Origin of the sequence: Methanosarcina sp. UBA5, from assembly GCF_002505485.1 — an archaeon.
In the GTDB taxonomy this organism is placed as follows: domain Archaea; phylum Halobacteriota; class Methanosarcinia; order Methanosarcinales; family Methanosarcinaceae; genus Methanosarcina.
Genome location: NZ_DAVG01000028.1, coordinates 55,607 through 80,734 on the forward strand (window position 1 = coordinate 55,607; position 25,128 = coordinate 80,734).

The window sequence follows — 25,128 nt, forward strand, 5'->3', positions numbered from 1 at the left end:
CCATTTTTCCAATTGAAATACAAATTCTTTTGTGCTAATATGAATATTAGGATTAGGAGTTTTCGGTCTTTGATATTACTGGAAGATCAAAACCAGAATTTCAAAACCCCAATTTCATAGACTTACTTTTTTGTTATATCCTTATCGCTTAGAACTTGCTCATAGAAAATGAATTAAGGACAAAAAGTTTAGTTGGATATAACTGCACATTGATGTAGCCATATCCATAGTAAGTTTTGATTATTTGATCTAATCATGATATTTATTGTCTAAATATATAATATAAAAAACAAACTGAGAAATAAATAGTCATGACCAGCATAGTCAACTCTATAACAAATTTTTGCATGTCTTTGATTTTAATATTTCTTTTGCTTAAACCAGTCGTTTTATAAACTGTTATTAAGTTTCGAAAGATGATTAAAATCAGATTATTCGTCTGTACTGCAGATTTATCAATATCACTGATTACTACATCTATCTTCATTAGTACACCTCAGTATAAATTATTTCTGTCAGGGGAATGTAGTAACAGATATTGATAGTAGCTGTATGACCAATACAAATGACAAAAGTACTTGACTTAACGAATGCCAACTAGATAAGTAAATTTAAAGGGAAACTACTTATACTAGAGTACTTATACCCAGTTGATGTATGTAATATGGCAAAGGTATTCCTTTCGTCATTGTATATGGCTGTTCAAGATCTGGCAATCTTGAACAGCTACTAGTCAATTTTTTGGGTTAACTACATTCTATTTTTGTAACAATATCTTCTTCTTTGTTAGAATTCGTGTTCTATTAAAAATAGGACTCCAGATATTAGCATTAGAAATCCAGAGCCCTCAAAAACTTGAGTCTCTATAGAGAGACTTTGATTCCGCAATCTTACTTGTTATACAGGCCAATAGCCTTATTTGTTTTTTCAATTGACTTTGCACCGTCACTTTCAAGTTCCATCATAGCCCTGATAGCATCCACGTTTTCCGGAACTACAATCGATTCCTGATGGACAGCCTGGAAGAAGTAAAGTTCCTTGTCCTGTACAGTTATGGATTCAGGCCAGATACAGTTTTCCCACATATCGTTTCTGGGGCGCCTCATATCTCTAGCAAATTCCATAATTTCGGCTGTCGACGACATACCCTGTCCTACTAAACGGACCCTGGGCTGGGAACCATAGATGTTTTTAATATCTTCTACAGTGCAATCCTTATCGACTTCCATATTCACAGTGTGTACATGCATTAGGGTTGTCGGAATCTTCAGGGCTGCACTTGTAATATTGATCTGCGGAAGCACACTTTTCACATCAGGCCCATGATGAGACGGAAGCTTGATAGGATCGGGTACGATTGCATTAATTGGCCCTTTTTTTACATCGTTAGGATCGGTTGCTCTCCTTGCAAGAATTACCCTGACTTTTTTTACCCCTAATTCTTTGTCTATCGGATAAATAGCCCTGCAAAGTGCTGTAGTATTACATGAGACAACCCTGACCAAGTCACGACCCACAGCCTGCTCGTAATTGCAAATCGCATTAAATGAGAAACCTGCAAGTGAATGATCTTCGCCGCCCTGCCAGATTGCCTTTACCCCGGCTTTTTCATACATAGGCTTATTTCCTTCACCAACTCCCCCAGGCGTGCAGTCCACAACCAGGTCAGCCTTTTCGACCATTTCTTCAATTGTGCCGGCTGCAGGCATCCCAGCTTTCTCAAAAGCTCCGAGATTTGCAGCTGGGGCATATATATCATATCCTAGCTGGTGAGCCACTGCAGCTTCATAGTTCGGCTTTGTTTTGGAAATTCCGATAACTTCCATATCGTCCTGAGCCCGTACAGCATCTGCGACTCTTTTTCCTATGGTTCCGTAACCATTTACTGCGATTTTTGCTTTAACCATTTTATCCAATCCTGTTTTATCTTATACCCAACTTGATGTATAACCTAAATCACTGAAAATTTAAAATATTTCCGGATAGTAATTTTAGACTTTAGACGGTGGATTATAGAATCCAAAATGTGGACATAAATTTAAAATGTATTTTCACAGAGTATTACTCTTCAGATACAACTATTTAACCAAATTTTGTTTGTTATAACTACCCGATGTGTGATCCAATATACCACTTTAGTAGACATTCTTTGAACGTCTTGACTTAAGCTCAAAACTGGTATCTTAGATCATATTGAGTTATAGATAAGGTCAGATAAATGCTTTTCCCGAGAGATCTTATTAATTAAAGAAACTAGAAGAGAGATTCCTAAATTCTGGAGCTTACAGATCCTTTTCCTATAAGTTATGCCCAAAAACTGAGTAGTAAAGAGATATTTAGCCGCAAAAAAAATAATTGAGAAAACAATAAAATGTGAAAAAAGTGAGATTTTGTCAGCCCTCTTCTACATTTTTCATATAATAAATCCTCATCTTTATGCTTTTTGCTCCCTTTCGCCTTCAAGCCAATCTAAAGCAAGCTCACGAGCTGCAGGTCAGACAATCGGTTTTCTGTATCGACTGTTCCGTAGATGCCTTTACTGTTGTCTGAAATTTTCTTACATTTCTTTAACTTTCCCACTTCAAATCCAGTTGTTGTATATCATCTTATTATAAACGGCTCGCCCATACACTTTCAGATAGATCGATAACAAGAAATGAAGAAACATCAGGGAACGACAAGAAACTGCAGGAAAAAAAGAAAATAGAAAAAGTCAGGAAAAGACATAAAGAGATATGAAAAGACAGGGAATGACAGAAAAAGACAGGATATATGAAAAGAATGTAAGATCTGAAAGAAGAGGTAAAAGGAAAAATAAAAAGTTTAATTTGCAAGGATAAGAGCTTCTCCCCGTGAGAAGTTAACTTCTTTGATTGAGCCTTCGACAGTCATTTGATCTCCGAGAATCCCGGTAAGCTGAATTGAATTACCTTCAACCAGGATCCTTGCTACAGAATCCATAATTCTCTCACGCTCATCTCCACGAAGCAAGAATACATTGAGTTCACACATTTTTTTATTTCTCCTTACGATTCATTTTAAATTTTTCAATTTTCGTCGGTCTTAATTTAGTATAAATACATTCTATGCCGTGGTATTAGCATTTCACTACATTCGTCAAATTGTTTTTACACTATCCATAGCTAAGCCATAGCTATTAGTGAGCCTGATAGATAAGAAGCTTCCGAAATATCTCCAAGAAAAATCTCATGGATAGTTCAAAAGTTTTGCGACAGATAAGCCCTGTTCAAGCCCCAGGTCTTCAGCAACACACTCACATTTCGTAAGAAGCATGTACGCAATAGGCCCGAAGTTATGCTCGGAGAGGGTTTCGTAATTGGCCATGCCCTTGCTGATAATCAGGGTTGCATCTTTCATTGCTTGAAGCAGTTCGGCCGGAGCTTCCTCGATCAGGACACCTACAGCATTTGAACCTGTAGTCAGGATTCGATCGACTTTTTTATCTATTTGGAACTCTCTTACCTCTTCTAAAGTCACGTCTGTCAAAATCGGCCCGCCCCGGACTACAAGTGTAATCTTTCCACCGAGTTTTTTGATGATATCAAAAACAAGCGTATCAAAGAGAATTTCTCCGCAATTGTCTGCAATGTAAACAACATCCTGCATGAGCCCAAGCATTTCAGGCGTGTCATCCACATCAAGCCCGTGTTCAAAATATTTTCTAAAAGCAGCCTCAAACTTATCTTCACTGGCATCAAAGCCCATAATTCCAAAATCAAAGTAATTCGCAACCACGGATGCCAGCACTGCCCGCCTGAAAAGTTCCCCGTTATCCGGAGAATTTTCATAAATTTTTTCCTTCGCTACAGGCAGGACTTTCAGCGCAGCCTGGTTGATAAGTTTTTTTGTTACCTCATAAGGGTCATTGTCTCCCAGAACCTCATAACATTTTCTGTGAACTTTGGTGGCTACTGAAGCAGATACTGCCTCGGGGCTGTAATGTTTGGTCACAACTTCAAGGCATTCCTTGATGGTCTTGCTTATAAGGTCTTCATCATCAGTAGAAAGCTTAGACTGGAAGTGTACTCTTGAAAGCAGGCAATAGGTACAGCGTGGGTTCATCTTCATAGGAACATTTCCTGTTTTTTGATCCGAAAATAGTTTTTGCCAGATTTATAGATATTTGCGGCAAATGTGATAAGAATTTACTCTTCTTGACAGAACAGATATTTAAAAAGGTAACTGAAACTGAAAAATCAAAAAGTTTAGAACAGATGTACTAAGTAGACTCCACAACAATTAATGCAAAAAATCATAACATAAAACAGGGTAAGGAAAGAAGAGGAAAGTAAAACCGAAAAGTAATACAGGATACCTGGCATAAATTTTATCCTTAAAAGTAAATTCTTTATAGCATGAAACTGAAATAATTTATAATGTTCCAGGCAGTCCGAGAATCCAGGTCTTTCCCATTTCTGTTTTTTCTTGTAACGCTTATTGTCTTTTTCATTTTTCCAGCCCCTGCCTCCGGACTGACCGAAGTGGAGGTAAATCCTGTTAATACACTCCAGGGCGCAGTCGTGCTGATCGTAGACGGCCTGAGTGCGCCTTTTATCTATCCTGAGCTTACACCGCATGCACTTGACGGCACGCCCCTTGAGAAAGCCGAACTTGAAAATCTGCCAAAAATAAGTAAAGAAAGTGCTAGAGTTCTGGAATTCCGTGCTCCTCAAACCTTTACCGAAGGAGGAAATTCAGTCCTTGTCACGGGAAATCCGGGTGCGGACAGTGAGCTTGTAAGCTTCAAAGATGCCAACATTTTTGATATTCTACACAGAGAAGGCTATCTCTGTATTGCAGTTATGGAAAAAGGGGATTCCTGGTCAATCCGTGCCGAACAGGATGCTATTCTCAGGGATGAAAATAACTCGATAAATAAAATGAAAATTATCCTTGAGCAACCCGAACCTTCCCCTGACAGTCCGGAGGTACCTGAAGGACTGTTACAGGTTATGGAAAAAGCAGCTAATAAGGCGCCCGGATATGTTACATCAAAAGAGATCCGGGAAAGGTATAGTGGATATGACCGATGGGGAGTCAAGACTGCATGCGATATTGTTGAGTACATGGCCAGAAACAGGCCGGAACAAAAGTACCTGCTCACTGTCAATGTAGGGGCTGTAGATTCAAGCGGGCACAACCGGGGTAATTATGGGTATATAGACTGCATTGAATGCCTTGATACCGAAATTTCTCCACTCTATGAGCTCTGCAAGAAAAATAACCTTGCCTTTGTACTGACCGCAGACCACGGGATGGGTTTTTCCAAAGACGATTCCAAAGGTGGGCACCAGTCCGAAAAATTCACTGACACGGATGAAGCACAGCTCGTTCCCCTTATATTGCATGCTGAGGACGTTGAAAACGGAGTTCTCAGGGAAGAACACGGTCAGGAAGACTTTGCTCCTACTCTGCTTGGAATTCTTGATATTCCAGACAGGCCAAGGTTTGCAGAAGGAAAACAGATCCTTCTAACGGACCATGTAAACCTGAAGGTGGAACTCCCGGAGAAGGGTTCTGTAGAACTCAGGAAGAATGGGAATGTGAAGGACGGAAATGCGAAAGATGGGAATGTTGTAGCTTCCCTGCAACATGATGACGAGTTCCTCTTTCTAGGGCTTGAGCCGGAAAGTACCTATACGGTCAGGGCTGCTCTTGATTCCGGAAACAACCTTGAAGAGCAGGAAAAAAAACTCACTCTTGAAACTGACTCGGTACTGGAATTCTCTGAAAAAGGACAGAAAATAGAAGAAAATGGTGAAGATAATCCAGAATCAGATTCAGATTCAGGAAAAAATTCTACTGCTGGTTTCTCGAAAAAGGAATCTGGGAAATCTAATTCGAGCTTAACACACCTGATAGGATATCTTGTGAGAGTTCTTTGCAAAGTATAACATATCAAGTTGGGGTGTGAGTTATGAAGATACCTGAATTAAAGAAAAATTCGATTATGCAGGAATGGTTAAGCACAGTTTCTAGTGATGCCTCTACTGATACTTATCTTTTGGGGATGCAGCATTTCACAGAGTTCACAAAAAAGACGCCTGAAGAGCTGCTTGAGGAAGCAGAAGAGGAAGCAGGGCTGCTGATGCGAAAGAGACACATTAAAAATTATCTCATTAATTTTAAAATCAGCTTGGTTGACAGAGGGATGGCGCCGCTTTCAATTAAAAGCTACATAACGCCTGTGAAATCGTTTTACAGATTTTTTGATATCGAGTTACCTAACCTACAAAAAAATAAAGCTACAACACTGCAGGAAAACAATGCCATTCCCGATAAGACTGATTTACAGGAAGTTTTAAAAGTATGTGATCCTCTTGAAAAAGCAGTACTCTTGACGGCAGCATCGAGCGGTTTAGCCGCAGCCGAAATAATAAGCTTAAAGATTAGTGATTTTAAAAACGGTTATGACAGCCTCACGGGGATAACAACGCTGAAACTAAGGCGCCAAAAAACAGAAATTGATTTTGTGACGTTTTTAACACCTGAAGCGACAAACGCAGTTATGGAGTATCTGGAATTCAGGGAGCGAAGTGTAAAAACAGGTGAGATAAAAAGACAAAATCAACTGGAGAAGCAACGAATCAACAACGAGACTAATTTTTTATTCTGTATCCGCCAAATAGAAGATGCCTTTTTAGTGAATAGAGCTGAAGAGCGCCGAAAGTTTACACGAGATGGACTGAGGGAGCTGTATAGAAGGCTATCCGAAAAAGCTCGAAAAAACACAAAAAAGGGCAGCTATAATTTAATCCGATCACACAATATTCGAAAGTGGTTCAATTCTACCTTATTGAACGCGGGATGCGACTTTTTCACTGTTGAGGAGCTCATGGGACACCATTTGCCTGCAACGCAGGATCACTATTTCCGTGCTTCACCTGAGAAGTTGAAAGAAATTTACAAAAAGTATATTCCATTTTTAACAATACAAAAAGAGCTTGATTTGTCTGAAAGCGCAGAATACAGGGCAATTAAGACAGAAAACGACGTATTAAGAGCAGAAACTGCAAAACATGTTGTAGAAAGGCAGGAAATTCAAGCACTGCAAAAAGAGGTGGCGAGATTGAGTGCGTTAACAGAGGTGAGAGTAAAATCGCTGCGCAGTGAGGCTTATCTAACAGTTGAGGAGCACTTGCAGGAAATTGAGGATTTGCGAAAAGCGGCACGGGAAAAAAGATTAAATTTAGAGCGGGCTTGACCTGTGCTTCTTCTGCACCTGTTTTACTGAAGTAGTTGGGATAACTGCCGAGATAATAGTCCAGGATAATAATAAGATCTTCAATACCCAGGATAATAGTAAGATCTTCAATACCCAGGATAATAGTAAGATCTTCAATACCCAGGATAATAGTAAGAACCTGTAAGGGAAAGTACCTGGAAAATATTTGGAGAATACTCACGATTTAAGCTAGCAGAAGAAAGAAGATAAGGACTTAACCTACACTCCTTCTTCTGCACTTGTTTTATAGTTACGTAACTGTTTTTCTGAGTTTAGTTTACCACAACAATATTTTTACAACCAGTTATGGTAGACTGTGTGAGTATTTTTAGTTAGGTTCCATTTAGAATAAAAAGGTTTAAGTACAAAGCGGCTTATCACCAGATTTGCCGCACCCTTTACAAAAAGCTAGTTTTAAAATCAAGACCTGGTCACCATATACATACATATCTTTTCATGTAAAACTAGTAGCGCAAGTTGCCGCAACTGATTCCATTTAACTTGCAAAATATATTTAGATTATTCTGCGGATTTATAATGTCGTATTTTCTGACAAAATGCGGTGTAAAATGTCGAAAGTTTATAAAGAAAAGTTAAAGTTTATATACTTGGAACATAAAGTAATATATGTCAAGGAAAGTTTGGAGATGAAAAAGCTTGTCGATATTTGGAAACAAATACTCAATTGTGGCATACGTGCCGGAACATATTGTTGATAGGATCGATTATGAACGCGGGACACAAAGCCGGTCTGCATTCGTCACAGAAATACTGGAAAACTATTGCAAAATAAGCACAGAGGTATTATAAAAGAGAAGGCTACATTAAACTACAAGGCTCACGTTCAAAAAGGTTCCCGCCTACTGAATAGAGCCTCGCAGTCTGTGTTAATTCCCAAACCTCACCAAAAGTTTAGGAGAAATCTCTATGTTTAGTAACAATCAATACGCTCTTTTAGGATTTAAAACTTTCGACATTGAAACCCGCCGCTACAGCCACAGCTATGTGAAAAAAGTGAAATGCAACAAGCACTTCATACATGTTGCCGCAGTCGGTACCCCCAAGAGTTATTCATTTTTCTGCAGGAGGGCTTAAGGTGGCTGAAAAGTATTTACCGGTTAATCCCGACGGTATCCCTCAACTTTTAAAAGACCTTAAACAATGGCTAGTCTGGAAAGTAGGGAAGGCTGAGAAAGGTAAAAAAAGACAGAAACTATGCTTCTCCTGGCAAAAGAACAATGCAACAGGAAAAGAAGAACTCTGCGTTGCTAGATGGTCCAATCCAGACTCATGGATGACTTTTGAAACTGCTTTAAAAGTTCTTAAGGAGCACAAAGACTGTAAAGGTCTGCAATTCGTACTTCCTGAGAAGCCTGTAGCCGATGCTTTAAACTGTCCTAAAATTGTAGGTGTAGACTTTGATAATGTTACTGTCGAGAGTATTGCCAGCCCCGACCATGCAAATCTCGACCCTACAGCAGCAACTTTCATCCCTGAAAAACTGCAAGAAATACTAAATCTCGGAACTTATGCTGAGTTGTCACCTAGCGGACATGGTCTTCGTGCACTCTGTCTTGGCGAATTTCCTGAAGGTGAAGAAACACACAAAAATAACGCTGAAGTGTACCAGTATGGAAAGCTCCTCACTATTACAGGTCACCGATTGAACAGCGCAACACAAAGTATCGAGTATGCCCAAGAAGCCCTAACGGCGTTACGTTCAAAGTATTTCAAACAAATTGCCGCCCATGTCGGAACAATCTTACCTAAAACACCTGTAAGTTTCTCTGACGATGAAATTCTTGAGAAACTGATTAATGAGAAAAACAATGCTGGAGATACCTTCAAAAAGCTATTTTATGAGGGTGATTTGGTCAATAACGGTAATGACCACAGCGAAGCCGATTATGTTTTAGTGGGCAAAATTTGTTTTTATACCCAGGATGAAGAACAGATCGATCGAATATTTAGACGATCTAAACTGTTCCGAGATAAGTGGGACGAATCACGTGGGCATTTCTATGGCGAGCCTGTAACATATGGGCAGCGTACAATACGGAAAGCCCTTCTTAAAAGAACATGTGTTTACACAGGTAAACAGTCCCGCAGTGCTGAAGGTTTAGATTTGTACCCCTTTAACTGTAAAGAGAGCGGGATTTATAAGAATATTGTGCTTAAATCCGGTGATGAGGTCGAAACATGTATTGCGTCAACACCATGCCAAATTATAGCAATGGGTGTAAATATCGACAGGCATAATGAAATTTTGTATAAACTTAAGATTAAAAACATACGTGGCGATGAGAAATTCGTTTGGAAGACCACTGCGGAACTTCTGGAGAAAGCCGAAGTGCTGAAGCTACACCAGACTGACATGCAGTTTAAAGAAAAATGTGCTGTAGATCTGATTGAATATTTCGATATTTACATGACTCAAACAAAAGGAAAATTGCCTGTTGAAGATGCCGTTTCTGTAAATGGCTGGAAAAAGAACTTCACAACATTTGTAGTTGGAAGCCGTGCAATTACTGCTGAAGGTGTGAGAGAAATTTTACCAATAGACAACCCCACAGCAGAAAACTATGCTGTTGCAGGCTCGTTAGAAAACTGGATAAAAGGTGCAAAATACATTATCAATTTTCCCGCAGTTAGATTTAAGATGTACAACGCGTTCGCGGCAACGCTCCTAAGACTGCGTCATATGCCTTCATATTTACTCGATCAACACGCGAGAACAGGACAGCTTAAATCTGATAGTAGCGAACTTGTAGCCTCCATGTTCGGTAACCCACTAGCCCAACAAGCAGCGGGAAGCTCCACTACTGTGGGTGTACTGGGAATGCTGACGTATTGTGTTGACCTCCCAACATTTATGGATGAGACATCCCAAAATATGGAAGCAGCCCGAAAGTTAGCCTATTCCGTCGGTAATGTTGGTAAGAGATTGAAAGGCAGAAACGACGGTAAGACAGGGATTATCATCCCCACTGAAACGACAACCGTACTGGAAATGACGGGCGAAAATCCCATCATCCCTGAAAATTCGAATGGTGGTGAAGATGTCAGGGTCCTGCCATTAACTGAGGGTGTCGACACCGTTTTAGCACAAAAGGACATCGCTGATATGAAGTTTCTCATTGAAGAAAATTATGGTCATATCATCGAGTTATACATTCAGGAGCTGCTGACTTTAAAGGACCAGCTTAAAGATATTTACAATGAGAACCTTGAACGGCTTCCTACCGTTAAAGGAATTTCAGAAAATCGTGTTAAAAGACAATACGCAGTTGCAGCTACAGCAGGCGAAATTCTAGAGCGAGTATTTAACAAGATAGGTAGTATTGATCCTAAAGACCCTGTTGAAATCTGTACACGATACTTTAACCACAACGTTGCTGAGGTGGGCTTTACCGCTGACCATATTAAAGTCTTACGTGCGGTGTATAACTGGTTCGTGGCAAACAAAGTCTATTTCGAAGACCCTGAAACAGCTGTAAAAGAAATCAGTCACGAGATGTACGGCTGTGTTAAAGAAAAAGATTTGGAACAATTAGTGTGCTTCAACGAAGGAGCACTTAAAAAGTTTATTCTTAAAGAGTTTGGTCCAGGTAAATATGAGACTGTCACAAATGCTTGGAAAGATGACAATATTCTCAACACATCACAAAAGAGCCTGAAAACAAGCACCGGTGAACTAAAAGTTAAAACACTCAAAACTAAAGAAATTCGTATCGGACAAGCTAAGGTGAGTGTAATTCAAATACCACTCAATAACTTTTACAAATACTTAAGCATTCCTGAAGAAGAGCAGGATAAACAGGAAACTAGTGCAGAAGAGCCAAACGATACAAATAACGCTTCTCAAGTACCCCAAACCACTGTTTCATCTAGCCTTCCAGTTGTGACAATCGGAGACGATATTGCAGCCTATAATGCACTTGAGTCTGAGGGGCTGATATAAATGCCCTTCATATACCTTGATATCGAAACAGATAACACTGATAAGCTCGGACTTGACGTCTTTCAGAGTCGTATCGTTACGGTTCAGATGTTACTGCCTTCAGGAAAATCAGTTATAATCAAAGACCCTAAAAATTTAGATAACATTAAGAGTGCTTTGGAAAATAACATAATCGTAGGACACAATATTAAATTCGACGCGAAATTCCTGAAACACCATTTCAATGTGACGCTTAAAAACGTGTATGACACAATGATAGCCGAATTGGTGTTGTCCGGTGGACTGTATGCAGGTAAAAAAGATATGACAAGCCTGTCTGACCTTGTCCTCCGTTACTGTGGTGAACACCTGGAAAAAGAAGAACAAAAAGGCTTCAAATATGGAGTTCCATTAACATCTGCACAGCAAAAATATGCCCTTAAAGATCTTATATATCTTCCAGAAATTCATAAACAACAGCAAGCGAAAATAAAGCAGCTAAATTTAGAAACTATTATAGACCTTGAAATGAAAGCCATACCAGCAATGGTGTGGCTAGAACTTTCGGGTATTAAAGTTGATTTAGAAAAACTTGAACCCTTAAAACAAAACGCACTGCAAATCAAGCACGAGGTAGAGAGCACCATCTATCACCTTCTAGGAGACTCCAGTATTAATTTAAATAGCCCATCGCAACTTAAAAAAGCCCTCAATAATGCTGGTATCCCCGTAGAGGGGACAAATAAGGATGAATTGAAAAAATACGATACACCTGTCACAAATGCCATACTTGAGTATAGGGACTGTGAAAAATTTATGAACTCCTTTGTTGATACACTACCTACTTACATTAACCCAATTACCACCAGGGTCCACGCTGATTATATGCAAATTGGAGCAGTTACAGGAAGATTGTCTTGTAAAGCCCCTAACATGCAACAGCAACCAGCGCGAGGTAAATTAGCTAAGCATTGGAAGGAAATTTTTGTCGCTGAAAAAGGTAAAAACATCGTAACAGCGGACTATTCACAAATCGAGTTAAGGATAGTCGGACAGGCAGCACACGATAAAAAATATATCGATGCCTATAATACACCAGGTGTAGACCTTCACAAAAGAACTGCAGCCACATTGTTTCATGTGTCTGAAGGTGAGGTAACTAAAACTCAGAGGGGTATGGCAAAATCAGTTAATTTTGGGCTTAATTATGGAATGACTGGCAAAGGATTAATAAAGAAAATAAAATCTGATGTCGGAGAAGATATCACAGTTGCCCAGGCTCGTCAGTATATTCAAGCGTTTCAAAAGTTATACCCTGAAGTCACTGCACACCTTAAACAAGCTAGCCAGCACGGTCTCCAAAACAAGTGTGTGCATACATTAGCAGGAAGGTTAATTCGATTTGAAGACCCTTCAGTAATCATTGAAAGAACCTTACCCGATCGAATCAAGCAGTATGAAAATACACATCATAAAATACCCTCACCTGAAACAATTGCCTACATGAGAGGAGATATAAGAAATCAAGTACTCGGTAAAATAGGAAGGCAGAGTAAGAATTACCCAATCCAAGGCTTTTGCGCTGACCTTCTTAAAATTGCCTTACATGAAATCTTCCTGAAATTAGAACCTCTAGGAGTGAAGTTTATAGCTACTGTTCATGATGAGGTTGTTTTTGAGTGTGACGAAAATCAGACTGAATATGTAAAACAAGTTGTTAAAGATGAAATGGAACGCGCCGGTAAGCATTGGTTCACAGATATACCCTGTATCTGTGAAGTGTTCCACGGAAGTTATTGGCAGAAGGATTAAATTACCCCCTTTTTTCTTTCTTTTCTTTTAGTATATTTACATATACACTCAAGATAGTGTCAACCGATGTTGTCGTACCTGTATATGCTCTTAGTGTAGTGTCGCTGGGTACGGGATATTTTACAACAATGTCAACCGATGTTGTCGTACCTAGGTCAAAAAGATAATCCGTATCAGTAACCACTCTGTCGCACCTGTAGAAAAATAGGTACGACAAGAAATCAATACTGATTGCCATTTATCGTACCTGTCGTACCAAAAATTGCAAAAAATGGCTAAATATTTTAGAGAAAAAATTTTTTATTTTTTTTGTGAATTTCCAGAAAATTTTTCAATTTTTTTTCTGAAATATTGGAAGCTTAAATTCAGGTACGACAGGTACGACAGGTACGACAAAAGACTACCGATATCGAATCTCTTGTCGTACCTACTAATTTGCTTGGTACGACAGGTACGACAAAGAATAAACACATTAGTAGTAGTATTTAGTAATTTATTAGTTATAGTTATATATAGTAAAGTATCTCAGCAATCGTTTTTCAGGGTTAATCTGTCGTACCTGTTGTACCTGTGTAGGTTTTTGAGTTGTGTATCCTATCTCTTCATGAATTCTTCATCAAACAGCTTGCACATAGATTATGGTTTAAGTATTTTCGAGGTTTCAACTCTATACGTAAAAACAGTTAAATAATGTTTACACATTTTAGTTATTATCTGAGCTTATCCCAGCACTAGTTTCATCCTCAAATAGATAAAAGCTTTAAGAACGATTTTTCGTGATCTGAAACCCATTGATCATTCTTGATTTGAAATTTGGTAAAGGAGTTTTGAGTTATGTGATAGGCTCTCTGTTTAAACTAAGGGGGGATTATATAGCAACAAACAAAGACGGCGGAAGAGTTGGCGCCATAAAAGATCGGTTTCAAGTATTTAATCCAATAACGGGTCTATGGGTTAAATTTAATGCTGTGACAGGTAAAATAATGGGGTCGCAGAAAACAAAATATAGAAATGTTAGGGTAAAATAGAAAAAATTTTGATGTAAAGATTATAAGTTTTGATTCTATGAGGAAAAACTCAATTCCTCTTATTCTTATCTTTTTAACCTTTCTAATACTAAGTAATTCATCATCATCTTTTTTTAAATGGGGATTGATACTGCAATAGTTTTCAACTTATATCATCAAAAAGAGTCACAGAATAAAACTTATCCTCACATAGCAATCTTGTCGCGCCTCCGATAACTGCACTTGACACAAAAATAATTGGGATTATTTTGAGGTTCCGCCTTAGAGCCTATCCGAAAAATCCTGTTGCTCTAAATGTTATCCTTGCACATGCTAAATGTATCATAGCAAGGTAATTTTCAATTTTCTTTTCCCATCTTATAAGCAGTCTTCTGAATCTGTTTAGCCATGCATGTGTCCTTTCTACAACCCATCTTCTTGCCCTAAAACCTGGTATCTCTATTCTTGTGTTCTCCTCTCCACGTCTTTTGATATGGGCCGTATAACCATATTCTTTAACCAATTCTCTAATGTCAGGAAAATCATATCCTTTATCCATACAGATATTCTGAATCCCCTCATCTGGAGAAGGTCTTTCAAAAATAATGGCATCTAAAGTCCTTTTTACGAGCTTTTTATCATGACGATTTGCTCCATCAACAGTTACTGAAAGTGGTATACCTTTACCCTCTGTTAAAATACTCCTCTTTGTACCTTTTTTACCACGATCAGTTGGATTAGCTCCGGTCCCAGTTCCATCTAATGGTGCTTTTGTCATAGCACCGTCAATTGCTTGCCACTCCCACTCTAATCCGTTTTTATTATCGTACTCCAGAAGACCAGCCATCCACATTTGTTCAAAGAATCCAGATCTTTGCCATTCTTGAAATCGATCATGGACAGTACTTGGAGCTCCATAAAAGCGTGGCAAAGCTTTCCATTGGCAACCAGTACGAAGAAGATAGAAAATACCACTCAGTATTTTCCTATCATCTTTTCGAGGTCTTCCAGATTTCTTTTTTGGTTTAGGGAGAGATAATAATGGTCTGATTTTAGTCCAGAATTCGTCAGAGATCTCGTAGTCATGTACGTTTTTTCGTGTAGCCACTAATCGACATTACCCTAAAATATAGTTATTTTACTTTTCGGATAGGCTCTTAATCAGAAATACCACGAATCACCAGTGCATCTACTTGTGGGTTAGCATAAGCAGCTTTGAGAAAACCATATCCTTCCATCTCTACAGCCAGTGTGTCTCCATAATCAGACTTAATCAATTTATAAGCCTCAGATAAAGATGAACTTAATACTTTTCCACCAGCAGCAATGGGTTTGACGAATACAGTAGGTTGTGGATCAGGTATTATCCCGTCAAGATATTGTAACCAGTCGTCCTTTCGAGCCTCGGCTTTCGCTCTATTAATCACTTTGTAATTTGGCGAACTCACTTGAGGTCTTATTTTGAAGTTATCCCCAGCTTTACCTGATTCATAACCGTAAACCTTACTAGCAACTACCACATCACCAAGTTTTACATCATCCTTGACTCCACCAGCCACTCCTACGAAAATTATAATGCTCGGAACAAAATACGAAACTGCCCTTTCTACTTCCAAAGCTGCTTGTTCATTACCTTCGCCAATCTCTCCTATCGCGACATTCCATAACTGGCCATTAGCTGAAAAGATTCCACATTCATAAATAGTTCCTTGTGGATGTGTTTTTCCTCAATATCTGTTAGATGATCACGAACCGCAAGATATTCTACAGGAAGAGCTGTGAGTATGACTGCGACACATTTCTTTGCTTCTTTAAATCTTGGCACGCTACTCCTTCCTTACTAATTAATATTAAACGAGTGACAATGACTATTTAAAAATATTTATTACAAATCATGATATAAGTATTGCTAATTATACCGGCGAAGTCAATATCTTTGAATCGGACGATTACAGAAGTATAGGCAAATATATGTAGAAGGTTAACACAAATAAAATCGGTGAGGAATATGCTAAAAAATAAAATGATAGCATTGCTCATCGTGATGCTATCAGTTTCTTAAACGGTTTGCCATGCCTAATTATTCTCCCAAATGGGTTGCAAAGGATTCACTTCCGGAACAAAAGGTGAATGCGTCAATAAAATATGACGTCACGGCTACTTCACCAACAAAACACTCTATATTATCAATCACACAACGAATGAATCTTGTATAGTTAATGTTGGCACCGTGATATGCTGCAAATATCCAAAGCTAGCTGGCTGTAATAATTAAGCTTGAAGCTCTACCGGAGCTGGGATATGCTGTGGATTTGCGGGCCGGCTGCGAAACTTAACAGTCGCTGGGTAGAAGAAGAACAATTAATAAAACTGAAAACCTTCTAGCAACCTCATCACAAGGTTTGAATCTGAATTGAGTATTTGAACCAAACTTCGGCTCAGGATAGCGCGAAGACTGGTAGAGTGAGATCCGGATCTTCGCCGAAGCCTTAGAAATGATAATATCCCGAATACAAACAAATATTTAAAAAAGTAAGTTGAGAATTTCAACTTTCCATGCTTCTTATTATTCAAACTTAATCTATTATCTGGTTTATTTTATTGTAGAAATCTATGATCAACCTTGTTGCCTCGTTGTCCATGTTAAGCTGGAAAATTCTGATAGTCTTTCCTAGAGGTTTTTCTCGGACAACGCCTGATGCAACCAAAGGGGTCATAACTCTTGACACGCTGGCGTGAGACAATCCAGTTTCTTCAGCTATTCCTGAAAGATAGGTCGGTTCGTTCTGTTTTTCGATCAGGTTCTTAAGGACTGTCATCTGTGCGGTTTTTCCAAAAATTTTTTCCATTGGATCCATTGATATCATCTCAGAGGTGGCTATTCTCTATAAGTGACTTTAGAGTCTATTTAAAAAAGTGGAAAAGAAAATAAGTGTTGATGTAACTCAGTTACGCGGATAACACTTAGTATCTGCGATTTTCTCTGGGCGTCCTGTGGTTAGGAAGACAATCCCTGCAATAAACCGGTCTTTCTGGGTCAGGTTTGAAAGGCACTTCTGTCTCAACATTGCAGTCTGAACAGGTTGCTTTGTGCATTTCTCTTGGAGCGCTGAAATTAGAATTTCCTCTGAAGTTTCTGTCATTAAAAGCCATTTTTGTTTCACCTTTGTTTTAGTTTTTGTTAATTGTTTAAAAATAAGATTGTATAGAACTCTTTGTTTGAAATCAAAAATTGGTTTTTAACAACAGATGATTATACGGATCTTTATTTGTCAACATACATACATAGCACTTAAAATATATAAATGTGCCTATTAAAATAAAGATATGCTTTCTAAAATAAAGATACGCTTTCTAAAATAAGAGAACACTTTATGCCCAGAGATTATGAAACAAAATAAGTAATAAACTTGAAGAGCATTCTATCAACCTCTCATGGAATACAGATATAAAGAATATTATTCACTGATCCAAGCCTTTGCTTTGTCAAATTCACTATTACTGAAAACTTTCACTTGGACAGGAATAATGAATTTAAATACATTGACAGAATCGTTTATCCAATGAACATCGGAAACAACTGCAACTTTTTCAAATGAAAGTGTATGCCACGAGACTTTTGCATCTTCTAAGTAAGCATCAAGCGCATAATGTGAAAAGTCTGTTTTCAATTGATAGAGCATGCGAATCTTCTTGTGCCTTTGTAGTTTGTCTTGCATTGCAGGAATTAGTATAGTGTCATAGTCTTCTCCTGTTATCGTTCCACTACCAATAATACCTAGAACATTGTCTGGCAAACCTTGAATAAGTTCCATCATGATATTTCCTCCAAAACGAACCTGAAATTGTTCAAATAATATGCACAAACAAATGAAAATACTTTTCCGAGCTTTATACGTGCATATATGAATATCCATAGTAATAAAAACGCCACCTTGAAGGCTAAAGGCGTATACCTACAGGCTCAAGCTACTAACATGTTTTTGGCAGGTAAGCTCGAAGATATGTTAAAAGCGGCTTAACGCTAATATCCCAAAACACTATCTGCTATCGTTGTGCTGGATTCGGCACTAAAGATAGTGAGATAAATCAACAAGTATATATTTTTCCATAACTTAGTGAGTGATATGGCTCAAGAGCAGGTTAACTTATTAAGAGCCTATCCGAAAAATCCTGTTGCTCTAAATGTTATCCTTACACATGCTAAATATATCATAGCAAGGTAATTTTCAATTTTCTTTTCCCATCTTATAAGCAGTCTTCTAAACCTGTTTATCCAGGAATGTGTCCTTTCTACAACCCATCTTCTTGCCCTAAAACCTGGTATCTCTATTCTTATGTTTTCCTCTCCACGGCTTTTGATATGGGCCGTATACCCATATTCTTTAACCAATTCTCTAATATCAGGAAAATCATATCCTTTATCCATATAGATATTCTGAATCCCCTCATCTGGAGACGGTCTTTCAAAAATAATGGCATCTAAAGTCCTTTTTACGAGCTTTTTATCATGACGATTTGCTCCATCAACAGTTACTGAAAGTGGTATACCTTTACCCTCTGTTAAAATACTCCTCTTTGTACCTTTTTTACCACGATCAGTTGGATTAGCTCCGGTCCCAGTTCCACCTAATGGTGCTTTTGTCATAGCACCGTCAATTGCTTGCCACTACCACTCTAATCCTCTTTTTGCATCATACTCCAGAAGACCAGCTATCCACATGTTCTCAAAGAACCCAGATCTTTGCCATTCCTGAAATCGATCATGGACAGTACTTGGAGCTCCATAAAAGCGTGGCAAAGCTTTCCACTGGCAACCAGTACGAAGAAGATAGAAAATACCACTCAGTATTTTCCTATCATCTTTTCGAGGTCTTCCAGGCTTCTTTTTTGGTTTAGGGAGAGATAATAATGGTTTGATTTTAGTCCAGAATTCGTCAGAGATCTCGTAGTCATGTCCGTTTTTTCGTGTAGCCACTAATCAACATTAACCTAAAATATAGTTATTTTACTTTTCGGATAGGCTCTAAGTGCAAAGTAACTTTTACATAGTGAACGCACTCAAAAATTAATAATCAGGTGCTGGAAGTGGTAAGTCTATACCTATTCTAAATAACAAAATTTATTTTTACCTATGTGTTAATACCAAAAAGAAATTGGAGTAGTTTATGGATCTAGCAACCCTCGCCCAGCAAGCAACAGATACTCTTGTCCCCTACTTGCCTTTCATTTCTGCAGCAGGCATCGGAGCCGCAGCAGACAAAGGCAAAGATCTGCTTCTCGAGGGAGGAAAAGCTGTAGCAGACAAAAGCAAAGATTTGCTTCTAGAGAAAGGAATTAATACATTTGGTTCTACAGGTTGGAACAAGGCAAGGTCTTTGCTGAAAACAATAAGCCCAAAAATGAGTGAATCCCTCCAAAAAGTACTTACAAAAGTTTCAGAGAACTCTGAAAACCCGGAAGCAAAGCAAGAGCTTCAAAAGGAAATCCTAAAATTACTTAGGGAAGACCAAAATTTAGCAAGGGAGATTAATTTTACTATAAATTTCAATGTAGAGAGTATTAATCATCTCGCCACAGGAAACTATAACACATTTTTTAATTTTCAAAATTCTTCTGGTGAAGAGTACATCAAAATCATTGAATATCGGGATGAGAGAAGGAAAGAAGCGATAAATCAGGAAATTATGAGCCGCTATAATTCTTCAGCTCTTCCAGATTATCCTGAAAAGTTAAAGGAATTCGTTACTGAAAACAGGGCTGATGAGTTAAAAAAGCTCTCACATATCTAGAAAAACACAATATTTTGCTTATCAGCGGGCTTGGGGGTATGGGAAAATCTACCTTTGCAAGAGCTCTTATAGATTTCAGACCTGAAAATGTCCCCGAACCTTTTTGGTTTAGCTTCTATGAAAACCAGGATGTTAAGCTGGGAGATATCCTTGAAAAACTCGCAGCCTATATGAAAGCTCCTGAAATTACAACATTTAAATTAGAAAGTAGAGAGCCCGGAAAAATTGATGTGGATAATCTCATAGGCGAACTTAATAACATGAGCGAAATCTGGATCTTTTTTGATGATCTGAGCATAATACTTGAAGATACAAAGTTCAGTGATAAAGGAATTGAACTTCTTTTTTCGTCTCTGCGATATAATACCCATGAAGCAAAAATCATTATCACAAGCCGTATTCTTCCCAAGCTTGAAAATGGAGAAAGTCTTATCGATGTAGTTGAGGGTGAAGAGAAGCATCACCTCAATGGCTTGAGAACGGATTTCGCAGTTGATTATCTTGTCAAAAATGGACTTGGAAGTTTAGAACTTGATAAATTAAAAGAACTGGTTGACGGTGTAGATGGTCATCCCTTGGCTTTGAAGCTACTTGTAGAGTTAGTAAAAGATTATAGTGTAGGCGACGTTCTTGAAGATCTAAGCTTATATAAGGAACAAACAAAGGACACAATTTTAAAAGCGAGGAAACTTTTCGAGAAGTTAGCAGGGGATGAGATAGGGCTACTTGAACGTATTTCTGTTTATCGTGAGCCTGTAGGAATGAAAGGACTTAAAAAGATGTTTACGGAAACGACAGCTCAAAATGCCGTTAAGAATCTCATTGATAAGTCGCTATTAGAAACTGACCACAAAGGCAATTATTGGCTTCATTCCTTAGTACAGGAATTTTCATATGATGGCCTTGATAACAAAAAAGAAGTGCACAAGCTTGCAATGGATTATTACCTTTCCCTTCCCATTTCCAAAAAGCCTGCTAAAAAAGAAGATATCCAGCCTTTGATTGAAGCATATCACCATGCCTGTGTAGCAGAAGAATATGATCAGGCTTTCCATATAATTGACAATAATCTGCATAAATACCTTAATCTCTGGGGTAATTACACAGCGCTTGTTGACCTGTGCTCAAAGATATTGTCAAAAAATCAGTTTGGAGAAGAAAGTTTTCTAAAAGACAAAAGAGATCATCGTACAATTCTTGAAATCTTGGGGATGGCATACTATTATTTGGGACAGTCGAGAAAATCAATTGAGTATTGTGAGCAGGCATTAAAAATTAATAAAGAAATTGGGGACATATGTGGAATATGTGGAAAATGCGGAGAAAAAACTGAGCTTTCAACTCTGGGGAATGTATACTGTGATCTTGGTGAGTATACAAAAGCAATTGAGTATCATAAGCAGGCATTAAAAATTAGTAAAGTAACTAAGGACCGGAAAGGAGAAAGTATAGCCTTTGCAAATCTAGGGTCTGCATATAGTGGTCTTGGTGAATATACAAAAGCAATTGAGTACTGTGAGCAGGCATTAAAAATTAATAAAGAAATTGGAGACAGGCACGTAGAAGGTTCAAGCCTAGGAATTCTAGGGTCAGTATACTATGATATGAAGGAGTATGCAAAAGCAATTGAGTATTATGAAAAGGCACTAAAGATTGCTCAAGATACTGGGGACAGAGGAACTGAAGAAATTTGCCTTGAAAAATTAGGGATTGTATATATTGTTCTTGGCGAATATACAAAAACAATTGAGTACTGTGAGCAGGCACTAAAAATTAATAAAGCAACTGAGAACCGGAACGGAGAAAGTATAGCCTTTGCAAATCTAGGGTCTGCATATAGTGGTCTTGGTGAATATACAAAAGCAATTGAGTACTGTGAGCAGGCATTAAAAATTAATAAAGAAATTGGAGACAGGCACGTAGAAGGTTCAAGCCTAGGAATTCTAGGGTCTGCATATAATGGTCTTGGCGAATATACAAAAGCAATTGAGTACTGTGAGCAAGCACTAAAAATTAATAAAGAAATTGGAGACAGGCAAGAAGAAAGTATAGCACTTGCAAGTCTAGGGTTCGCATATCGTAGTCTTAGCGAATATGCAAAAGCAATTGAGTATTATGAAAAGGCACTAAAGATTACTCAAGATACTGGGGACAGAGGAACTGAAGAAATTTGCCTTGGAAATATCGGAATAGCGCACAGGGAGCTTGGCGAGTATGCAAAAGCAATTGAGTATTATGAAAAGGCACTAAAAATTGCTCAAGATATTGGGGACAGACAAGGAGGAGGTACAAGCCTAGGAAATCTGGGAAATGTATACCATGATATGAAGGAGTATACAAAAGCAATTGAGTATTATGAAAAGGCATTAGAAATTAATCCAGAAGCTCCGAATACATATTATAATAAAGCATGTACTCAGTCTTTGATGAACAAGAAAAATGAGGCTTTAACAGATTTGAAAAGTGCAATTGAACTTGATCCTAAATATAAAGAATATGCAAAAAAAGATAAAGATTTTGAAAACCTATGGGACACTAGGAACTTTAAAGATATAATTACATCAAATAAAGAAAATTAAGTTGCTTACAGGTAGATTTTTTCAGGATTGTTTTCAGAAAAGTACATTTTATGGTACTGTCAAGTTGACGGNNCCGTCAACTTGACAGTACCATATTAACCATTGACTCTGCATCCTGTTTTTTGTAGTGAAAGAAAAAGGATACAGAGTCAATCATATTTTACAGAACTTTCGGTACGCTACCGCCTCAAAGTAAATCCTCAAATTTCTATTTTTTCCAAAAATTTATCAATGGAGATACAATTGATTTCATGTTAAGTGCAAAAAGAAATAGAAAAGCAGCGAAGAGATTCTTTAAGAAAGCTTTGAGTGATTCCGTTGCAAGAATCTAATTTCTTAGGGCACTTCAATATCCGAACTTTGTAGGTCAAAAAGTTCGGATATTAAAGCACCCTGAAAAATTAGTTTTTTTGGTAGATTTATAGGTTTTACATAATTTTGCAGCTACAATCTAATAAACCTCAGTACGAGAAAAAGGTGAAAAGAATGTCAATATTCTAAATGGTTTTTGATGATTGAAAGGTGTTATTTCATACATGCTTCAACCAATGCCGACCCCAAATATGTAAGTACATAATACAGATCACGTCCTACAGAAAAAGAAAAATCGTTTACGGCTCTGCTTTTATATAGATACTCCTGTATGCATTGAACTCTTTTCAAATTGTAAATACTTACCATAATATCCGAATATGGAACTGTGGAAAATTTATCTTTTATTTCATCCAAACTTACAGGACAATTATTTAAATCAACTTCTTGATTCGGTGCGGAATTTTCCGAAACAAAATCAAACGTATATTTTAATATTTTAGCATCTAATGACGTTATACTTTTCAAGATATCAATAAAAGCAGGTTTTATCGCTACGTCGAATTCTGGATCCAAGCTTTTAGATATTAGCTTACACCAAATATCTTGTAATTCGTCATCTTCTTCTAAACAAGCTTGTTCAAACATTGGTATTGCTAATTTTAGGGGAATATACTGAGTACTTTTTATTTTCCCTTCACCGAGAGTTTTAGTAACCTCATCAGACATTCTTAATAAGCGATTGAAATTGATCATCCACCGTTTAGATTTTAACATGTCAGTGACAATTCCAGAGGCTTCTGAGCACGGTTCATGAAAAATCATATCTAAAAATTTACCTACTTTATCTAGTTCTTGTAATGTAGCTAAATAGCAATTTGGACATTTTCTTGACCGTGTGAACCGTAAGAATATACTTGTTCCCTGCCTTGTGATTTACGGTCTAACAGGACTTGTAAGTTATTTTACCTCTAACCTGCAATTACTTCTTATCTTAAGGTTCATACAGGGCATTGGGGTAGCAGGGATGACGTCTTTGCCTATGTTAGTCATAGCAGATGTGTACAAAAAAGGCCATGAAAGTTTACATGCTATGAGCAAGGTTAGTATGGCTATTGCCATCGGCTCGATATCTGCCCCTCTTATAGGCGGAGGACTAGCCAGTTTGGGATGGAATTACCCATTCCTTTTCTATGTACTTTCACTTCCATTTGCTTTTGTTGTGATGGCCTTCCTTCCAGAGACAAGAATTCAGAAGGACAATGATGATCACAAAGGCATATTTGATGGGTTTAAAGCACTCAAGGAATTGAGAATAATTTACACGATATTCCTGAGTTTTGCGATTTTCTTTTTACTATATTCAGTGATCATCTACACGCCCTTTATGCTTAAGAATATATTTGGCTATACTGCAAAGGAAGCAGGGCTTATATTGGCTTTTCAGGGAATAGCTGTTATTCTTACTGTGTCCCGCGTGAAGATTCTAGCTATTAAGTATTCAAGAATATTAATTATTGCTACTGGTTTTGTACTTTTTGGATTGGCATTATTATCTATGTCAGTTGCATTTTCAATTGTCTTAGTTCTTCTTTTAATGTTGTTATCAGGAGCAGGTTATGGGCTTGCTCAAACAGCAATTGATGCACAGATTATTCATATTGCCCCTTCAGAATCAAAAGGGGGTGTGTTAGCTATTCACAACGCCATGAAGTACGTTGGTATGAGTCTTTCTCCTGTAGTGCTTGGTATAGTCCTGTTGCATTTTGACCTTGACACGGTTTTTATAATATCAGGTTTCTTTGGGTTACTTGTTGCTCTGATGACGTATTTTATAAGGAATATTTTTGAAAACTCAGATGATGAACAAGTGAAAGATACAAAAAACTCTACCAATATTTGAGATTTGCTTTTTCCTAGATAATGGCAGTGTGCTAAATGGTCCTGTAAATTCATAAATTTCAATAGATCGCTATATTTGGTTCCGTTGCAAAAAATCTCAGAATAAGCATGTAAATCTACAGACAATGAATAAAAGTTAAAATATTTAAGAAGAAGTATTAATATTATAGAACTATTCCAAATAATTGATTAATATATTTAGCTTCATTAAAGCCAGAGTAATTTAAGTTCTTGATTTGTCCTTTTTTAATCATATTCATTGCTTCAATTCCTTTTAAAGTTTTATTAGCAGATTGAAAAGACTGAAATCCTAACATTGGATTAACTATTCGTTTAATGGATCTATGATCTTGTTCTATGATGTTATTCAAATATTTGATTTGTCGGATGCCTACGTTTATAGGTAGTATTTTATCATTTTTCAGTTTATCTATAGCAGGTGGATAAGCTGGATTTTTGTCAACTGTTATTACTCTTGGAATTTGATTATGATTAGAGTTCAAAGCTTTTTTGAAAAATCTCTTCGCTGCTTTTTTAT

The 25,128-nt window shown here is 37.7% G+C and carries 20 protein-coding genes and 3 pseudogenes; 10 read left to right on the forward strand and 13 right to left on the reverse strand.

Features of this window, described 5'->3' with window-relative positions:
* Positions 1 to 890: 890 nt before the first annotated feature.
* The 3 genes from BP621_RS02765 to BP621_RS02775 all read right to left on the reverse strand — a co-directional run bounded on the left by BP621_RS02765 (position 891) and on the right by BP621_RS02775 (position 4,089).
* Positions 891 to 1,907: a type II glyceraldehyde-3-phosphate dehydrogenase gene (locus BP621_RS02765; RefSeq protein WP_292387832.1), complete on the reverse strand. Its 1,017-nt coding sequence runs from the start codon at positions 1,905 to 1,907 to the stop codon at positions 891 to 893.
* Positions 1,908 to 2,823: 916 nt separating this feature from the next.
* On the reverse strand, positions 2,824 to 3,012 hold the full coding sequence (locus tag BP621_RS02770) for a CooT family nickel-binding protein (protein WP_292387833.1): 189 nt from the start codon (positions 3,010 to 3,012) through the stop codon (positions 2,824 to 2,826).
* A gap of 195 nt (positions 3,013 to 3,207) precedes the next feature.
* The gene (locus BP621_RS02775) at positions 3,208 to 4,089 is read right to left on the reverse strand and encodes a damage-control phosphatase ARMT1 family protein (RefSeq protein WP_292387834.1); all 882 of its coding nucleotides are present in this window, start codon (positions 4,087 to 4,089) and stop codon (positions 3,208 to 3,210) included.
* Between the two features lie 308 nt (positions 4,090 to 4,397).
* Between BP621_RS02775 and BP621_RS02780 the strand changes: the two genes are divergently transcribed.
* From BP621_RS02780 to BP621_RS02800, 5 genes are all read left to right on the forward strand, one after another.
* A complete protein-coding gene (locus BP621_RS02780; RefSeq protein WP_292387835.1) occupies positions 4,398 to 5,915 on the forward strand; it encodes a sulfatase-like hydrolase/transferase in 1,518 nt (505 codons plus the stop codon).
* A gap of 23 nt (positions 5,916 to 5,938) precedes the next feature.
* Positions 5,939 to 7,225: a tyrosine-type recombinase/integrase gene (locus tag BP621_RS02785; protein ID WP_292387836.1), complete on the forward strand. Its 1,287-nt coding sequence runs from the start codon at positions 5,939 to 5,941 to the stop codon at positions 7,223 to 7,225.
* A gap of 948 nt (positions 7,226 to 8,173) precedes the next feature.
* A complete protein-coding gene (locus tag BP621_RS02790) occupies positions 8,174 to 8,341 on the forward strand; it encodes a hypothetical protein (protein WP_292387837.1) in 168 nt (55 codons plus the stop codon).
* A 1-nt stretch (position 8,342) separates the two neighbouring features.
* Entirely contained in the window at positions 8,343 to 11,207 is a 2,865-nt protein-coding gene (locus tag BP621_RS02795; RefSeq protein WP_292387838.1) for a DUF927 domain-containing protein, read from the forward strand.
* Entirely contained in the window at positions 11,208 to 12,998 is a 1,791-nt protein-coding gene (locus tag BP621_RS02800; protein WP_292387840.1) for a DNA polymerase, read from the forward strand.
* Position 12,999: 1 nt separating this feature from the next.
* Here the strand turns inward: BP621_RS02800 and BP621_RS02805 are convergent, their stop codons facing one another.
* On the reverse strand, positions 13,000 to 13,236 hold the full coding sequence (locus BP621_RS02805; RefSeq protein ID WP_292387841.1) for a hypothetical protein: 237 nt from the start codon (positions 13,234 to 13,236) through the stop codon (positions 13,000 to 13,002).
* A 553-nt stretch (positions 13,237 to 13,789) separates the two neighbouring features.
* Here BP621_RS02805 and BP621_RS02810 point away from each other — a divergent pair.
* Positions 13,790 to 14,026, forward strand: a complete 237-nt coding sequence (locus BP621_RS02810) for a hypothetical protein (RefSeq protein WP_292387842.1) — start codon at positions 13,790 to 13,792, stop codon at positions 14,024 to 14,026.
* Between the two features lie 268 nt (positions 14,027 to 14,294).
* Here the strand turns inward: BP621_RS02810 and BP621_RS02815 are convergent, their stop codons facing one another.
* The 7 genes and pseudogenes from BP621_RS02815 to BP621_RS02845 form a co-directional block, all read right to left on the reverse strand.
* On the reverse strand, positions 14,295 to 15,113 hold the full coding sequence (locus BP621_RS02815) for an IS5 family transposase (RefSeq protein ID WP_292387843.1): 819 nt from the start codon (positions 15,111 to 15,113) through the stop codon (positions 14,295 to 14,297).
* A 49-nt stretch (positions 15,114 to 15,162) separates the two neighbouring features.
* Positions 15,163 to 15,621, reverse strand: a complete 459-nt coding sequence (locus BP621_RS02820; RefSeq protein WP_292387844.1) for a hypothetical protein — start codon at positions 15,619 to 15,621, stop codon at positions 15,163 to 15,165.
* 32 nt (positions 15,622 to 15,653) lie between these two features.
* Complete coding sequence (locus BP621_RS02825; RefSeq protein ID WP_292387845.1) at positions 15,654 to 15,830, reverse strand: hypothetical protein; 177 nt, start codon at positions 15,828 to 15,830, stop codon at positions 15,654 to 15,656.
* Between the two features lie 751 nt (positions 15,831 to 16,581).
* On the reverse strand, positions 16,582 to 16,863 hold the full coding sequence (locus tag BP621_RS02830; RefSeq protein ID WP_292387846.1) for a helix-turn-helix domain-containing protein: 282 nt from the start codon (positions 16,861 to 16,863) through the stop codon (positions 16,582 to 16,584).
* A gap of 106 nt (positions 16,864 to 16,969) precedes the next feature.
* Positions 16,970 to 17,158 (reverse strand): CxxC-x17-CxxC domain-containing protein, encoded by a 189-nt coding sequence (locus tag BP621_RS02835; protein ID WP_292387847.1) that lies wholly within the window; start codon positions 17,156 to 17,158, stop codon positions 16,970 to 16,972.
* A 305-nt stretch (positions 17,159 to 17,463) separates the two neighbouring features.
* Positions 17,464 to 17,823 (reverse strand): STAS/SEC14 domain-containing protein, encoded by a 360-nt coding sequence (locus tag BP621_RS02840; RefSeq protein WP_292387848.1) that lies wholly within the window; start codon positions 17,821 to 17,823, stop codon positions 17,464 to 17,466.
* A 341-nt stretch (positions 17,824 to 18,164) separates the two neighbouring features.
* Positions 18,165 to 18,983, reverse strand: a pseudogene (locus tag BP621_RS02845) (IS5 family transposase).
* A gap of 190 nt (positions 18,984 to 19,173) precedes the next feature.
* Here BP621_RS02845 and BP621_RS02850 point away from each other — a divergent pair.
* The 3 genes and pseudogenes from BP621_RS02850 to BP621_RS02860 form a co-directional block, all read left to right on the forward strand.
* Positions 19,174 to 19,797 carry a hypothetical protein gene (locus BP621_RS02850; RefSeq protein ID WP_292387849.1) on the forward strand — a complete coding sequence of 208 codons (624 nt, stop codon included), beginning with the start codon at positions 19,174 to 19,176 and terminating at the stop codon, positions 19,795 to 19,797.
* 38 nt (positions 19,798 to 19,835) lie between these two features.
* A complete protein-coding gene (locus tag BP621_RS02855; protein ID WP_292387850.1) occupies positions 19,836 to 22,376 on the forward strand; it encodes a tetratricopeptide repeat protein in 2,541 nt (846 codons plus the stop codon).
* A gap of 233 nt (positions 22,377 to 22,609) precedes the next feature.
* Positions 22,610 to 22,684 (forward strand): annotated as a pseudogene (locus tag BP621_RS02860) (IS6 family transposase); the annotation flags it as partial.
* Between the two features lie 217 nt (positions 22,685 to 22,901).
* Here BP621_RS02860 and BP621_RS02865 read toward each other — a convergent pair.
* A complete protein-coding gene (locus BP621_RS02865; RefSeq protein WP_292387851.1) occupies positions 22,902 to 23,417 on the reverse strand; it encodes an Abi-alpha family protein in 516 nt (171 codons plus the stop codon).
* 160 nt (positions 23,418 to 23,577) lie between these two features.
* Here BP621_RS02865 and BP621_RS02870 point away from each other — a divergent pair.
* A pseudogene (locus BP621_RS02870) lies at positions 23,578 to 24,591 on the forward strand (MFS transporter); the annotation flags it as partial.
* A 163-nt stretch (positions 24,592 to 24,754) separates the two neighbouring features.
* Here BP621_RS02870 and BP621_RS02875 read toward each other — a convergent pair.
* A partial coding sequence (locus tag BP621_RS02875; protein WP_292387852.1) for a DDE-type integrase/transposase/recombinase occupies positions 24,755 to 25,128 on the reverse strand: 374 nt, incomplete at its 5' end.